13 protein-coding genes are annotated in these 14,876 nt (G+C 39.1%); 1 reads left to right on the top strand and 12 read right to left on the bottom strand.

Features of this window, described 5'->3' with window-relative positions; translation table 11 throughout:
* Positions 1-17: 17 nt before the first annotated feature.
* The 9 genes from BMY14_RS01275 to BMY14_RS01235 form a co-directional block, all read right to left on the bottom strand.
* A complete protein-coding gene (locus tag BMY14_RS01275; RefSeq protein WP_019551984.1) occupies positions 18-1,544 on the bottom strand; it encodes a DUF1593 domain-containing protein in 1,527 nt (508 codons plus the stop codon).
* 42 nt (positions 1,545-1,586) lie between these two features.
* The gene (locus BMY14_RS01270) at positions 1,587-2,975 is read right to left on the bottom strand and encodes a TonB-dependent receptor (RefSeq protein ID WP_019551983.1); all 1,389 of its coding nucleotides are present in this window, start codon (positions 2,973-2,975) and stop codon (positions 1,587-1,589) included.
* A gap of 79 nt (positions 2,976-3,054) precedes the next feature.
* Positions 3,055-4,965, bottom strand: a complete 1,911-nt coding sequence (locus BMY14_RS01265) for a beta-glucoside-specific PTS transporter subunit IIABC (RefSeq protein WP_026329168.1) — start codon at positions 4,963-4,965, stop codon at positions 3,055-3,057.
* Between the two features lie 140 nt (positions 4,966-5,105).
* On the bottom strand, positions 5,106-5,942 hold the full coding sequence (gene licT / locus BMY14_RS01260) for a BglG family transcription antiterminator LicT (RefSeq protein WP_019551981.1): 837 nt from the start codon (positions 5,940-5,942) through the stop codon (positions 5,106-5,108).
* Positions 5,943-6,750: 808 nt separating this feature from the next.
* A complete protein-coding gene (locus BMY14_RS01255) occupies positions 6,751-8,661 on the bottom strand; it encodes a beta-glucoside-specific PTS transporter subunit IIABC (RefSeq protein WP_019551980.1) in 1,911 nt (636 codons plus the stop codon).
* 519 nt (positions 8,662-9,180) lie between these two features.
* Positions 9,181-9,393: a DUF2922 domain-containing protein gene (locus BMY14_RS01250; RefSeq protein ID WP_019551979.1), complete on the bottom strand. Its 213-nt coding sequence runs from the start codon at positions 9,391-9,393 to the stop codon at positions 9,181-9,183.
* Between the two features lie 33 nt (positions 9,394-9,426).
* A complete protein-coding gene (locus BMY14_RS01245) occupies positions 9,427-9,651 on the bottom strand; it encodes a DUF1659 domain-containing protein (protein ID WP_091828480.1) in 225 nt (74 codons plus the stop codon).
* A 138-nt stretch (positions 9,652-9,789) separates the two neighbouring features.
* The gene (locus BMY14_RS01240) at positions 9,790-11,157 is read right to left on the bottom strand and encodes a mannose-1-phosphate guanylyltransferase/mannose-6-phosphate isomerase (protein ID WP_091828477.1); all 1,368 of its coding nucleotides are present in this window, start codon (positions 11,155-11,157) and stop codon (positions 9,790-9,792) included.
* Positions 11,158-11,194: 37 nt separating this feature from the next.
* Positions 11,195-11,338 (bottom strand): YvrJ family protein, encoded by a 144-nt coding sequence (locus tag BMY14_RS01235; protein ID WP_019551976.1) that lies wholly within the window; start codon positions 11,336-11,338, stop codon positions 11,195-11,197.
* A gap of 254 nt (positions 11,339-11,592) precedes the next feature.
* On the opposite strand from BMY14_RS01235, the gene BMY14_RS01230 reads away from it, so the two are divergent.
* Positions 11,593-11,928, top strand: a complete 336-nt coding sequence (locus BMY14_RS01230) for a hypothetical protein (protein ID WP_019551975.1) — start codon at positions 11,593-11,595, stop codon at positions 11,926-11,928.
* A gap of 165 nt (positions 11,929-12,093) precedes the next feature.
* Here the strand turns inward: BMY14_RS01230 and BMY14_RS01225 are convergent, their stop codons facing one another.
* From BMY14_RS01225 to BMY14_RS01215, 3 genes are all read right to left on the bottom strand, one after another.
* The gene (locus tag BMY14_RS01225) at positions 12,094-12,693 is read right to left on the bottom strand and encodes a hypothetical protein (RefSeq protein ID WP_091828475.1); all 600 of its coding nucleotides are present in this window, start codon (positions 12,691-12,693) and stop codon (positions 12,094-12,096) included.
* 244 nt (positions 12,694-12,937) lie between these two features.
* Positions 12,938-13,816, bottom strand: coding sequence for a hypothetical protein (locus BMY14_RS01220; RefSeq protein WP_091828473.1), 879 nt, complete (start codon positions 13,814-13,816; stop codon positions 12,938-12,940).
* A gap of 5 nt (positions 13,817-13,821) precedes the next feature.
* A complete protein-coding gene (locus BMY14_RS01215; protein ID WP_091828471.1) occupies positions 13,822-14,706 on the bottom strand; it encodes a LysR family transcriptional regulator in 885 nt (294 codons plus the stop codon).
* Positions 14,707-14,876 lie beyond the last annotated feature (170 nt).

Below are 14,876 nucleotides of genomic sequence, written 5' to 3'. Positions count from 1 at the left end.
TCATCTTCACCAGTCACTTACTCTACCGTCAGGATCACCCTGGCGTAACGAGTAAGTGGGGGCTGACCGCTATCGATTACTTCTAGAATAACATGAATGGTCTCGCCTTTTATGGCGTTAGCAGGCACTGTAATACTTGCCTCCTGACCTTTCCCATGAATTGCAACAGAAGCACGATAGGAACCAGCTTCCTCGTATGGATACCACTTATAGTTCAGCTTGTCTCCATCGGGATCACTAGCCGAGGCATGCAGTGTAACTTTTCCACCCGGCTTCACCTTAATGTCCAGACCTTCCTGAATCTTAATCGCCTGTGGCGCATGGTTAGCATGCTGATAATCATTCATCGTCCACTTCACACGTGCAGCAAAGTCATTCTGAATGGCATCAATCCATCGTGTCTGCGAATAATATTTATCTAACTTTTTCGTATACGGATTGTAGTCAAAGGAACCTTCGTTATCCTCCCAAAGATTCTTAGTAGAAACCGACGGTGAAAGCCTGCCACTCCAGCCGCCATAGGTCGGACTTTCCGTAGAACGCAGACCATTATTGATAAGATATAAGAAGGACGGAGAATCCCCTTCGGATATCAGGTCATATTTTCCGTAACCATTTTTCATGGCTTCTTCCATCGAGCCGAACTTGTCCTCTGGGTCACCTGCAAGCTTATGCCCATCGCCATAGGTCATATAGCCGCCAGCAAGTGGTCCTTTCATGATATTTTTCTTCATCCATTCGCCGCGGAAGTATTTTTGCTGTGTTTTTGGTACCGTTGCAGGCCATATATATGCCAGACTGCCAAACTGCCAGCTATTGTAATAAACCTTGATACCCGGCCATTTAATAGCAATATAGGTTTTATACGTATCATCCTGGTCCATGATATTATACAGTATAGCTTTTTTACTGATCTTCTGATATATACTGTCCCATTTTTCTGTTCCCTTATATTCCTCTTCAATAGACTTCAAAGATCGGGCAAAAGTATTGGCACCACCCCAGGTTTCAAAGTAAATTGGCGTTTCATCCTCAGAAAGAAGCTCTGTTTTAATGAACTCTGAACCTTCGGTGTCATAATCCATTTCGCCCTCAAAATCAATATTCCCCACACGCACCAGGCTTTGCAGTTTATCCGGAGACGGATAATTTTTATCATGCTGTAAAAGAGTCGGGTAAACTGTGCGATATTTATCAATATATTCCTTAATCCAATCCGTTCCACACCAACGAAGATTTGTGTGCCAGCCTGGATGATATAATTTGACAATATCCATATGGGTAGTAAACGGAGTTCCCCTGCCATCTCCCTTGTAATGCCACATGGAACTCGTATAAATGATGCCCCTTACATCCAAATCATTTGCATAGAGCATAAATCTTAAAAACGAATCCATATCATCAACTTCGCCATCCGTCATAACGATTGTTCTTGGCTTTACATCATTTGGCGCTGCACTTGCAATGCTGACAAATGAGCTAATCGCCATCGTTCCTAAAGCCATCATGCCCAATACAGCTTTAGCAAGTTTTTTCAATTTCATGCAAAGCATCCCCTTAGTATATTTTTGTATTTCACTGCTTCATCAAAAGAAGAATTGTGCTTGGAAACGGAACATGTCATCCCTCTTACCAGTGTCAATTTCGTCTGCCCATGTATAGAACGTATCTAGGAGGATGTTCTTCGCTGGCACATAGCTTACGCCAAGGCGGAAGAAGTGTTCATTGAGCCCACACCAATCTGTGACCGTTGGCCAAGTAAGAGCCGGTTCATAGCGATAATCAGCAGTAATACCATAAGAACCAGGAGACTGAAGATCACTTCCCTTATACTGGAGCTGTATCCAGCGACCCGGCTGCTTCGTCTTTGTGGCTGCCTTTGCGGCTGCAGCTGGCGTCGTATTATCTCGTTTTGCATCACTGTTAATGATGCCCGCGCGAAGATCCCAGTTCGTATCAAATTTGTGATGCGCATGGGTATAGTAATAGAATACACGTCCCTGACTAGGATCTTGATAGCGACTGGCCATAGCCGAACTCGAGGAAACGCCAAAATTGATGTCATTTTTCTTATCAAATGGATAGAAGAAGCGCAGACTGGTAACCTGTTCATACTCACGAGTACCACCCATGCCATTATCCCAAAGATCCATCTTGCCCGTGGTTAAATAGGTTTTGAAATCTTTTTTGCCATAATCAAGCTGCACACCAGAGAAATCGCAGTCAATATCCATACCCCATCCATAAATGTTCCATTCATTCCACTTACCGATTTTAAGACCGAGAGCGTTATCCGCCATGCGGCCAGTCACATAGGTATCCATGGTGGTACCCGTCTGATTTTCATTTGGTGACAGAGATTTCGTTTCATCAAAACCACTAAGGGAATTACGATAACCAAGATCGGCATGAGCCTGCCAATTCTCATCGATCTTATACGTCGTATTGACTTGCACATGAAGCATATTGGCGCGGGTGGTCCTTCCTGTTGTATCCTTCAAATAGTGATCATTACGCAGGCGAGCATAACCATTAATAGAAATCTTATCCGCCAAAGATGCCGCTTTCTTCAGCCCAGCTTTTTCTTCTTCCGTAAAAGTCGTACCGTTTACCTCATTTTCAGCCTTTTCCAAATCCGCATTGTCGAGTTTCGACAATAGGTGTATTTTTTTGATGTCATAGTAATATTCTTTATTCAATTTCTGAATCGTATCCTGATCAGCCGGTGCGAATGCTTTGAGGTTTTGCATGGCATCATCGACAACCAAGGCCATTTCCATGCGGCTCATAATACGGCCTTGTGGTATTGATTCGGTATAGTCATTCACATGTCCTGTGGCAATAAGTCCGTTAACGGCTTCATAAGACCAGTCACTCAGTGGTACCTCTTGAAAAAATCCCGGTGCTGCCTGAGCTTGTACACCGCCACAAAAAATTACAGTGGAAAGTCCTAATACTGCTAATGTTTTTTTCATTATTTTTTCCTCCAACATTATATTATTCAATTATTTCTATTCCCAAAACATAAAGTGTCCTATAGGTTAAATATAGTTATTATGCAATAACCGTAATAAGATTTTCCTTGTAATCTATGTTTCCCTTTTCTGTCACAATAATATCCAAATACTGTTGGAAGTTTGTAATCACTACAGGTGTCATCACAGAATAACCTGCTGCCTTTATCTTTTCCAAATCAAATTCAACAAGGACTTGTCCGCATTTTACCGTATCACCTTGTTTGACCTTTGCCTGGAAATACTGCCCATTTAATTTCACAGTATCAATCCCAATATGAATGAGAATTTCTGTACCTTTATCTGTAATCAATCCCAACGCATGACCGGTGGGGAAAACTGTCGTTATGGTTCCATCTGCTGGGGCAGTGACTCTGCCTTCGGAAGGAATTATAGCGATTCCTTTGCCTAATACCCCTGAAGCAAACGCTTCATCCGGCACTTCATCCAAAGATTTCACTTCACCGATCAACGGACTGGTCAATATTTCTTTTTCCAGAATTTTATTACCATCGTTATCAGCAGCCGAAATTTTTTCAGCCACCTTCTCATCATGGTAGAATGGAAGCGCTAATCCAAAGCCAATAAGAAACGCTGCCAAAGAAGCAATGATACCAAATTTCATGCCACTGATATCATTCGATACGGGATCAACAAAACATGGATAGCCAAAAATACCTAAACCGCCAAACATATACAGTTTTACACCAAAAAAAGCAATCAAGCCGCCACCAATTGAAGCGCCAATACAGCTGATGATAAACATTTTTTTGCGTGGCAGAGTAATCCCATAAATTGCTGGTTCCGTAACACCAAAAATTCCCGAAATAAAAGCTGGCACACAGAGTGATTTAAGTTTCTTATTTTTGGTCTTCAATAAGATAGCCAAAACGACGCCGATTTGGGCAAACGATGCGCCAAAATACGTAACGACAACCGGATCGAATCCTTGAACAGAAACATTATTCAGCATAATTGGGATAAGCCCCCAATGCATGCCAAACATGACAAAAACCTGCCAAAATGCTCCAATAAATAAGCCTGCTAAAACAGGGCTCAACTGGAAAATACCATTTGCCGCTGAACCGACCAACTGACCTGCCCATGTCGATACAGGACCAATTATAATAAACGTCAATGGAATGACAATTAAAATCGTAAAGAATGGCACCATGAAGCCCTTAATCACTGTTGGAATCGTTTTCAACAAGAAACGTTCTACTTTAGCACCAAAATATACGGCAACGATAATAGGAATAACGCTGGATGCGTAATTCATCAAGATAACCGGAATTCCTAAAAACTCCAGTTTTACCGAAGAAGCAAATATCGTCCCAGTAAATAAATTATAAAGTGCTTCCCCTTTGATGATTGCACTAAGCGATGGATACACCAGCGCTGCCCCAATTGTCATACCAGAAAATTCACTCATTTTGAATTTTCTGGCTGCTGTTAGACCCAAAAAGATTGGTAAAAAATAAAAGAATCCATCACCGATTGTTTGCAATATCTGATAAGTTCCGCCCTTGGCTCCAATAAAACCAAAAGCCACGAACATCGCAGTGAAGCCTTTGATCATCCCGCTGGCTGCCAGCATCCCCAAAACAGGCGTGAAAATGCCGGACACAATATCAATGAAGCGATCAATCACATTCATTTTTTGTTCCGGCTCAGCATTTTCAGCCTCACTGCTTGCACCAGCAATTCCTTGTGATCTTACGATTTCATCATAAACATCACCCACTTCATTGCCGATAACAACCTGATACTGACCTCCGCTTTGCACGACCGTAACAACGCCTTCCGTATTTTTCAATACTTCCGTCGCTGCTTTTTTTTCATCACGCAGTTTGAAACGAAGTCTCGTATAGCAGTGTGCTAACGATATAACATTGTCTTTCCCACCGACATTTTCCACGATGGATTTTGCTAATTCTACATACTTTTTCATAAATAAAGCCTCCAAAATTTTAATGAATTTCGAAGGTTTGGCCAACTTAATGTCACCATCCAAATAGAACTTTTTCCTATCCTCCTTTATTGTATATTAGAAAACAAGCTGTCACAAAGGCGCAACTTGGAAATCTTACCTTAATTTTTCCTGCTTACTTTAGCAATATGTATCATCAAATAGAATTTTTCATCCCGATTTAACTCATACTGATATTTCTGCTGAAGGAATTCTGCGATTTTCCCTACGCAACGATGTGCTAAAGCATATTTTTTCTGCACGATACCTTCCATTTCTTCATCTATATCACAAATTGTTTTTTCCTCCGTAAACATGCGCTTGGCAAAAAATTTTAAATGTGTAATAAAACGGTAATATTGCAAAGACTCTATATCATATTCCATCGAGCATGTATAACGAACAATATTTGTGATTTCCTGAATCAATTGGGTAATATCATCCGCTAAAGGCTGATCATTCTCCATCTGTGCATCAATAATATGTAAAGCAATAAATCCAGCTTCGTCGATTGGAAGCTCCAGTGAAAATTTCTCATTGATCAAAACCCTTGCTTTTTCACTAACAGCATATTCTTCGGGATAAAATCGCTGAATCTCCCAAATCATCATATTTCGGATAAAATTGCCTTCGCGAAACCGCGAAACCGCCATATGAATATGATCTGTAAGCGAAATATAAATACTTTCATTCAATTTTTTCTTTAGCTCTGCTTCCGCTAATTCAATAATCGCCGTAGATACTTCCATATATTCCATAGAAATATCCGTTAATAAAGTTTTAAACTTTTCCCAAGTATCTTTTTGAGACAGCGTATAGATCTTATCAATCTTATCTTCCGGAATGTCATCACCACAACGTTTTTTATAAGCGATACCACTGCCCATAGCAACAACTTCCTTATGCTGTTCAGTTTCCGTAAGAACGACATTATTATTTAATATTTTTTTGATGAGCATCTTTTGCAGCTCCTTAAACTTTGATTATTTTTAGTCTCGATTTTGGGAAATAAAAAAAACGAAAAAGAACAAATTTCCATTGTTTTTTCGTTTTACTTCAAACTATTTTTCATTTTTTCCACACTCCTTCAAAAAATTTCTTTTCGAAGGTTTAGCCAACTTAATGTCACTACCCTACATTCATTTTACTATAATTATATTAATATATATTATGGACTTTGTCAAATATTTTGAAAATTTTATTAAGTATTTTTTGATCGATATATGATAATGTTTTACTATACCCGGAAGTTTGACATTTATGTGAATAAAAAATTTAAGTTTACTAAAAGAAGAAAAACATTACTCAAAAACCGAAAAAAAAAGCGATTAGATCTCTTTATTTTCAAGGGTTCTAATCGTTTTTTCTTTCTCAAGTGTCAAACTCGGAATTATACATCGAATCGCTAATCTGCGTCCAACTTTATTCTATTACTGGCAATGATAGTCATTGTACCAGAAAAGCGAATCCTTAATTAGCGGCTATCACACTGCCCCATAAAAATGCTTCAGGAAATTTATTCATTAAAAATCACGTACCTTTGCCCTTTCAGTTTTCTTACCCACCTCCTATAAAAACAAAAAAACCAGATTTATGTTGGCTAAATCAATTTTTAATCAGCCAACATAAATCTAGGTTTTGCCTGTATTACCAGTCACAATCCTTCCTTGGTATTCAATTGTAAAAAACAAGCTCATCATAATAAGCTATCACTGCTGAAAAACAAAATACACGATCGCAGACTGCCAAGCAATCTGATCAGACTGCTTAATTAATAACCGTAATGAGGTTTTCCCCATAATGAATCGTATCCTTTTTCGATATAATAATATCCAAGTACTGCTGAAAATTCGTAATCAGTACAGGCGTAATCACAGCGTATCCAGCTGCTTGAATTTTTTTCAAATCAAACTCAACTAAAACCTGACCGCATTTTACCCGATCGCCTTGTTTGACCTTGGCTTGAAAATACTGCCCATTCAATTTTACAGTATCAATGCCAATATGAATCAGAATTTCCGTGCCTTTATCTGTTATCAAGCCCAAAGCATGACTAGTTGGGAAAAGTGTCGCTACCGTTCCATCTGCCGGCGCAATAACTCTACCTTCGGAAGGAAGAATCGCAACCCCTTTGCCTAATACCCCAGAAGAAAATGCTTCATCTGGCACTTCATCCAACGATTTCACTTCCCCAATCAAAGGACTAATCAATATTTCTTTTTCCAAAATTTTATTACCGTCTTTATCAGCAGCCGAAATTTTTTCAGCCACCTTCTCATCATGGTAGAATGGAAGCGCTAATCCAAAGCCAATAAGAAAAGCTGCCAAAGAAGCAATCATGCCAAATTTCATACCACTGATATCATGCGATACCGGATCAACAAAACATGGATACCCAAAAACGCCTAAACCACCAAACATATATAGTTTAATACCCCAAAAAGCAATCAAGCCACCACCGATCGAAGCACCAATACAGCTGATGATAAACATTTTTTTTCGTGGCAGTGTTACCCCATAAATTGCTGGTTCGGTAACACCAAAGATCCCTGAAATAAACGCTGGCACACAAAGTGATTTGAGTTTCTTATCTTTTGTCTTCAACAAAATAGCCAAAACAACACCAGTTTGGGCAAAAGATGCCGCAAAATACGTAACTACAACCGGATCAAACCCTTGAACCGAAATATTATTTATCATAATTGGTACAAGCCCCCAGTGCATACCAAAAATAACAAAGACCTGCCAAAATGCCCCAATAAATAAACCTGCTAAAACAGGGCTCAACTGGAAAATACCATTTGCTACGAAACCTACCAATTGTCCTGCCCAAGTTGATACAGGACCAATGATGATAAACGTCAATGGAATAACGATTAAAATCGTAAAAAATGGCACCATGAACCCTTTAACCATCGTCGGAATCGTTTTCAGCAAGAAACGTTCTACCTTGGCACCAAAATATACGGATGCAATAATGGGAATAACGCTTGATGCATAATTCATTAAAATCACTGGAATTCCTAAAAACTCCATTTGTACTGAAGAAGCAAACAGGGTCCCGGTAAATAAATGATAAAGTGGTTCCCCTTTGATAATTGCACTAATTGACGGATATACCAATGCCGCACCAAGTGCCATGCCAGAAAATTCATTCATTTTGAATTTTCTAGCTGCTGTTAAACCCAAAAAGATCGGTAAAAAATAAAAGAAGCCATCACCGATTGTTTGCAAAATCTGATAGGTACCACCCGCCGCCTCAATAAAACCAAAAGCCACAAACAGGGCAGTGAATCCTTTAATCATCCCGCTGGCTGCCAGCATCCCCAAAACAGGCGTGAAAATGCCGGACACAATATCAATGAAGCGATCAATCACATTCATTTTTTGTTCCGGCTCAGCATTTTCAGTCCCACTGCTTGCACCGGCAATTCCTTGCGATTTTACGATTTCATCATAAACATCACCCACTTCATTGCCGATAACAACCTGATACTGGCCTCCACTTTGCACGACCGTAACAACGCCTTCTGTATTTTTCAATACATCGGTTGCTGCTTTTTTTTCATCACGCAATTTGAAACGAAGCCTCGTATAGCAGTGTGCTAACGATATAACATTGTCTTTTCCACCGACATTTTCCACGATGGACTTTGCTAGTTCTGTATACTTTTTCATAAATAATTCCTCCAAAATTTAAATGAATTTCGAAGGTTTGGCCAACTTAATGTCACCATCCAATTAAAACTTTTTCATTACTCTTTATTTTGTATTAGAAAACAAGCCGGCAAAAAGCACAGCTTGGAAATCTCACCTTAATTTTTTCTGCACGATACCTTCCATATTATTTAATATTTTTTTAAGGAGCATCCTTTGCATCTCCTTAAACTTTGATTATTTTTAGTCTCGCTTTTGGGAAATAAAAAAACGACAAAAACAAATTTCCATTGCTTTTCCGTTTCACCACAGACTATTTTGCATTTTTCAACACTCCTTCAAAAATTTTCTTTTCGAAGGTTTAACCAACTTAATGCCACTACCCTATATTCAATATATAATAATTATACTAATATATTCTATAGAATTTATCAACTGTTTTTAAAATTTTATTAATTCACAAACATCCCTCATTTCAGTAACAGCAACAATCAAAAAAGGAGCAGAAAATCCTTACGATTTTCTGCTCCTCGTTTTGTCTTATGCTAAAGCCACTTCATCCGTGCTTTTGATACTTGTTTCTTTGATTTTCACTGGAGATCCATTGCTGCTTATAATCGCTTTTTTGTCGATAACAGCCTGCATCGCAGCTTCCACTTCGACTTTTGTCAGACCATCTTTCGGATCAGCCAGACTGTACGTCAAAGTTTTACCAGAATCTAACGTAAATACCATCTGCAATTTTTTCGTCATACCGTTTCACCTCCCCTTTTTTATTTACCTTGCTTAGGCTTGTCCGATTTGTGCTTCATCTTGACGATTCACAGAATCCACAGTATGCGACTGCAATGCGCCTAAGGCTGTACCGATTGCCAATAAATCTACATCGGCGAGAGCTGGATTCACATTGTTGAATGTTCTTTGGCTCAAAGTCACTTCCCCAGCTTTGTTTTGACCAGTCTGCACTTTCAAAATCAGCTTACTGGTTTGTCCTTTTTTTACTGCTGCCATTTATCTCATCCCCTTTCACTCTACTACATGCCCCAAGGAAAGAATTTTACAAGCACTAAGAAAATTTTCAAAATAAAAATGAGCTGTTAAAAAGAAGTCCCTCTCCTCTTAACAGCTCACTTACATTATTTACATATTTTATTGCGTCAGCAAAACGACATCATCGTCCTCCAGATATTCACCGTTTTCTACTTCAATCACAACCAGCGACATCTTCCCTGGATTTTGCAGCCCATATTTTGTCGTCATCGGGATAAAGACACTCTCATTACTATGGAGCATCTGCACAGCATCACCGATAGTGACCTCTGCTGTCCCCTGCGTAACGATCCAATGGACACTGCGATGATAGTGCATCCTAGTATCTAAACCTTCGCCAGAATTGATTACTAGGCGTTTCATCTTATAGCCGCGGCCACCGCCTAGACTCGTTGCACTCCCCCAAGGAAAATACATCGTCGTATGCTCGGTTGCTTCCTTACGACCTCTGGCTTTTAAAATATCCACCAGATCTTTTACTTTCTGGGATTCGCCTTTTTGAGCTACCAAAATCACATCGGATGTTTCCACAACCATGATATTATCCAGACCAATCCCGGCAATCAAGCGGCTTTGTCCCAGCATGAGGCTGTTCGAACAATCAATTGGCAGGCAATCCCCCTGTAAAGCATTGCCAAAATCATCCTTATCCAGCACATCATAAATTGCATCCCAGGACCCCACATCATTCCAATACAAATTGAGTGGAATCGTAACTCCTAGTTTCGACTTTTCCGCCACCGCATAATCAATCGAAATGTTTGGCATATTCGAAAAGTTCGCTGCTGTTTCTCTATAATTAGCTTTCAGCTCTTTATGAATAGCCGGTGCATATTGACGAATTTCATTTTGGTACACATCCACCCGAAAAGCGAATAATCCGGAATTCCAATAATAATTCCCTTTTGCCAAATATGCCTTAGCTGTTTCAAGATCTGGTTTTTCCTTAAAAGCACTCGTTTTATAAGCACCATGCAGATCTTCACCCGCTTCAATATAACCAAAACCCGTTTCTGGTTTCGTTGGTTTCACCCCAAACGTAACAAAATTCCCCTTACTCGCAAATTCAGCCGCCTTAGTCACGGCATTTTGAAACACAACGACCGGACGAATGATATGATCCGAAGTCGAAATAAACATCACTTCATCCTTGGCACAGCCCAGTTCATCCAGACAATATTGCGCAGCTAAGGCAATAGCCGGTGCAGTATTCCGAGGTTCCGTTTCCACCACAATATGAGCTTCACTTGCGCCACATAAAGCCAGTTCACTTTTTACATGATGAATATATTCCTGGTTCGTAACGATTACAATATCTTCTGGTTTAACCAAATTCTTGAAACGTTCAATTGTTTCCGCCAAAAGTGTCTTATCTTGATCAATTGCCAAAAACTGCTTTGGCATACATTTACGTGACAACGGAAAAAGGCGCGTGCCACCACCGCCTGCTAAAATAATTACCTTCATAAAATTCTGGCTCCTTTATTATTTCTTCAGTCATTTTCTAAAGTTTCTTTTCAATCACACGTGTCAAATCACGGATACTGCTGTCTAGTATATCCAGCTTCTTTTCAATCCGCACCAGCAAAAAAGCACTGACTACCATAGGAAAACCATAGCTGGACATATACATCAAAAGTTGATCCATAATTTCCACCCCCTCTCTAGGACTACATGCCCCAAGAAGGAGTTTCTACAATTTAATTATATAGCGATACTGCACGGTATGCAACAAACTGTCACGTTGATGCCCTTTTATATCCGCCCTCTGCAGAAAACAGACACGATAATAATATAATGCCTAGAACAATGCTATTAAAAAGGGAATTAAAACCAGTATAAATTATTTATTTTTGATGCTATAATAGAATCACTAACAAATAAGCAAGGGAGATACCATCTATGACCAATGAAGAATTTCAGGGATTGGTTTTATCTGAATTAAAAGGTATAAAATTTGATATTTCGGGAATAAAATCCGAAATCACCGATATTAAATCTGATGTTTCTGGCATGAAATCTGAAATCACTGATATTAAATCACAGCTGCAAGAAGATACGGATATTATTAAAGCTCTGTTGCACAATCAGGAAATCACCAATGCGAAGCTTGAAAATTTAGAACTTAATACGGCGAACAAAGATAGTGTAACGAGTATGAATGCGAAAATTGATACCTTGAATACACGGCTTTTTTATCAAGAGTCTGAGCTTACCAGACTTCGTGCTATTAAATAATTTTTATTTTCTCCGTTGCCTGTATCAAAAGTAGAGCCTGTATCGAAAGATACAGGCTCTACTTTTACATTATTCCCATGATAAGGCTTGCTTCAATGCATTAGATTCTTCTATCGTCATTTCACTTATGCGAAAAATCATTTTTTTGTGTATTTAATAAATCTATTACCAATGATGCCCATGTCTATATGGTCCAGGACCATATGAACCTTCAGGGAAATTCCACCAGCCAAAAAAAGGACTATCGCCTAGAACAATGACCGTATCCGTGTCACCCATCTCCATCAAATTATCATCTTCACTGATTGTAAATTTATAATTGTCTGGATGCCATCCCTTCTTACCGATATAAACATTCGTTGGCTCAATATTTACGCTGTCCATAGACAAACTAAACTTTATATAGGTTGCTCTGTGTAGGTTCAAATCAATAGCGTCACTTCCACCAGTTGTAATAAATTTAAAATCAATTGTATTATGATCTTTATTTAAATTGAAAGTGTTATTTGTCCCTTTTGAACTTTCAAATATATCCTTGAAAACACCATCCGTATGTATCGTTCCGGTAAACTCATGTTTTTCATTCGATGTTGTTGTACGCAAATGTAATCCATCTTTGTCCTGCCAAATAAAATATCCAGTGATATGACCTGGATTAAAAGAAGCCGGTTTTCCATCAAGCCTTGATGAATCTGAATTAGCAGCAAAGACGTAATTGCCAAAACAAAACAGCAATCCCAAAATTAAAACAATGGTTTTTTTCATATAGATCAAGCCCCTTTCTTCATCATGAATTATATATTTTTAATATTACACTTCAAGCGGGAACTCTGCAAGAAGAAATTTAAGATGATCCGCTACAAAAAAGCTGTACAATTCACATAATAAATTGTACAGCTTTTACATATTATAGAGTATAACTTTTATGCCTTGTCCATCATAATCTGCAATAAAGCAAAAAGATGACCCGAAAGGTCAACAACCGCCTTTTCATTTTACCGTCCTTGCATCATCGAGCGCTCGCTTCAATCAATTTCAATTTTTCCTGTAACTGTGCAAGTACCACCTGAAGTTCATCAATACCAGCAAGCTTTTCCTGAAGGCAAGTATGTACCGGATTCACCCAAGAATCAGTTGTTCCATTGGGCTGGATTGAAGCAGCTTCCGGTGAAATCTGGTTACAAACGGCCTTATTGATTGAATCACGAATGAGCTCAACCGCCTGCTCGGCATAAAGAAACAGCTTATCTGCTTCCACCTCTGCTGTATCTTCCCCTTCAATCTGGCAACGTTTAATGGCTATCGTCTGCCGCATCAAACCGGCAATCGTCCACAGGAGAAGACTTGCCGAATGAATCGCCGCCACACGCTGAGCTTTGATTAACACCACCTCTTCTGGCAAGCATTGCGCATACTGTTCATTTCCTAAAAGATCGCCATCGATAAAGCAATCGACACCAATTAAATATTTAGCCTTTTTCAATTTTTCTAAAACGACTTCAACAGAAAGATCATCATAGGGCAGCGGTTCAAAAATAATATCTCGAATTCCTAAGCTTTGGCAATATTTTTCGATAATTTGCGTATACCGCAAGTGATTGTTCCAAACATAAACCTTTTCACCTTGAGGGATTCTTCCTACAGAGAGAAAAAATTTTGATGAAGGCATAAGTTCTAGACAAACTATCTTTTCCGGCGATACAAGCGTGCAAAGACGTTCCATTTGAGTCGTTGCACAAATATAAAGATCGGCATCCATCTCAGCCGTCAAATTTTCTAAAGTGTATGCTTCTATATTTATATCTTTATAAAAAATTGATTTTACAGCTCTTTTTATTTCCTCGGCAACCAAAACGTTCGATCCGACAGCGGCAAATGCCAATTTCATTGAAATCACATCCTCTTTTTTGTATAAAGTTCTTCTGCCAACTGAATAAAGGCTTTAGCCGCATGCGACAAGCTTTTTTGCGTTTTATAAGCCAAAGCCAAATCGATATATAATGGCATCCTCAATTTTACGGTTTCAATTTTTCGGTCAACGGAGCACAAATCTTCGGGTAGTATAGCAATTCCCGCATTTTCAGCAACCAAAGACTTAATCGTCTGGATATGGTTCGATTCAAACTGAATCCGTGGCAAGGTGTTATTTCGTTCAAATTCATGCAACAGCAAATTGCGCAAAGCACAATCTTGCTTGAATAATATCAGCGGCTCTTCGACAAGATCCTCTAACCGTACCATTCCGGCCGTTGCCAGTGGATGTTCCACAGATAAACATAATGCCAACGCCTGCCGCCCAATCCATAAATAGGTCAGCGAACTACTTTTTATCTCCGGCAGCAAAAAAGCCAAATCAACACGATCTTCAAGCAACGCCCGCTGACCATCTTCATTATTGTTTTCCTCAAAAACGAGCTGAATCTGCGGATATTTTTCGCGAAATTTTGTCAAAAGTACCGTGAAATTTCGCACACCGGCCAAAGGCGTCAAAGCCAGCCTCAGTATTCCGCCATTGAGATTTTTGATATTGTTGATATCTGTCAACGTTTTACTGACACCGTGTAAGACATTTTCGACATGATTATAAAAAATCTTGCCTTCACTGGTCAGCAAAACCTGCTTCTGGCTACGATCAAACAACTGTATCCCTAATTCATCTTCTAATGCACGAATGGTGTTTGTTACAGCCGGCTGCGAAACATACAGTCGTTCGGCGGCCCGTGTAAAACTGTTGACCTTGCTAACCATCTGAAAGTATTCTAATTGACGGAGTTCCATATTCTAGCGTCCACTCCTTCTATCTTCACAAAACGATTTCTATTTAATTGTATCATATCTATTATACAATACCCTATCAAAATAGAACGCATCATCATAATATTAAGTTATCGTAAAATAACATTTTCTTATCATTTTTTGATTCCCCTTATAATATTTCTAAAAATTTA

Source organism: Propionispira arboris, assembly GCF_900109225.1.
Taxonomy (GTDB): domain Bacteria; phylum Bacillota; class Negativicutes; order Selenomonadales; family Selenomonadaceae; genus Propionispira; species Propionispira arboris.
Note: the sequence above shows the minus strand (reverse complement) of the source record. Positions and strands in the feature narration are given on the sequence as shown.

Excerpts from the sequence above, each read along its gene's own strand:
- BMY14_RS01275 (WP_019551984.1), bottom strand. The coding sequence starts at position 1,544 with ATGAAATTGAAAAAACTTGCTAAAGCTGTATTGGGCATGATGGCTTTA.
- BMY14_RS01270 (WP_019551983.1), bottom strand. The coding sequence starts at position 2,975 with ATGAAAAAAACATTAGCAGTATTAGGACTTTCCACTGTAATTTTTTGT.
- BMY14_RS01265 (WP_026329168.1), bottom strand. The coding sequence starts at position 4,965 with ATGAAAAAGTATGTAGAATTAGCAAAATCCATCGTGGAAAATGTCGGT.
- licT (WP_019551981.1), bottom strand. The coding sequence starts at position 5,942 with ATGCTCATCAAAAAAATATTAAATAATAATGTCGTTCTTACGGAAACT.
- BMY14_RS01255 (WP_019551980.1), bottom strand. The coding sequence starts at position 8,661 with ATGAAAAAGTATACAGAACTAGCAAAGTCCATCGTGGAAAATGTCGGT.
- BMY14_RS01250 (WP_019551979.1), bottom strand. The coding sequence starts at position 9,393 with ATGACGAAAAAATTGCAGATGGTATTTACGTTAGATTCTGGTAAAACT.
- BMY14_RS01245 (WP_091828480.1), bottom strand. The coding sequence starts at position 9,651 with ATGGCAGCAGTAAAAAAAGGACAAACCAGTAAGCTGATTTTGAAAGTG.
- BMY14_RS01240 (WP_091828477.1), bottom strand. The coding sequence starts at position 11,157 with ATGAAGGTAATTATTTTAGCAGGCGGTGGTGGCACGCGCCTTTTTCCG.
- BMY14_RS01235 (WP_019551976.1), bottom strand. The coding sequence starts at position 11,338 with ATGGATCAACTTTTGATGTATATGTCCAGCTATGGTTTTCCTATGGTA.
- BMY14_RS01230 (WP_019551975.1), top strand. The coding sequence starts at position 11,593 with ATGACCAATGAAGAATTTCAGGGATTGGTTTTATCTGAATTAAAAGGT.
- BMY14_RS01225 (WP_091828475.1), bottom strand. The coding sequence starts at position 12,693 with ATGAAAAAAACCATTGTTTTAATTTTGGGATTGCTGTTTTGTTTTGGC.
- BMY14_RS01220 (WP_091828473.1), bottom strand. The coding sequence starts at position 13,816 with ATGAAATTGGCATTTGCCGCTGTCGGATCGAACGTTTTGGTTGCCGAG.
- BMY14_RS01215 (WP_091828471.1), bottom strand. The coding sequence starts at position 14,706 with ATGGAACTCCGTCAATTAGAATACTTTCAGATGGTTAGCAAGGTCAAC.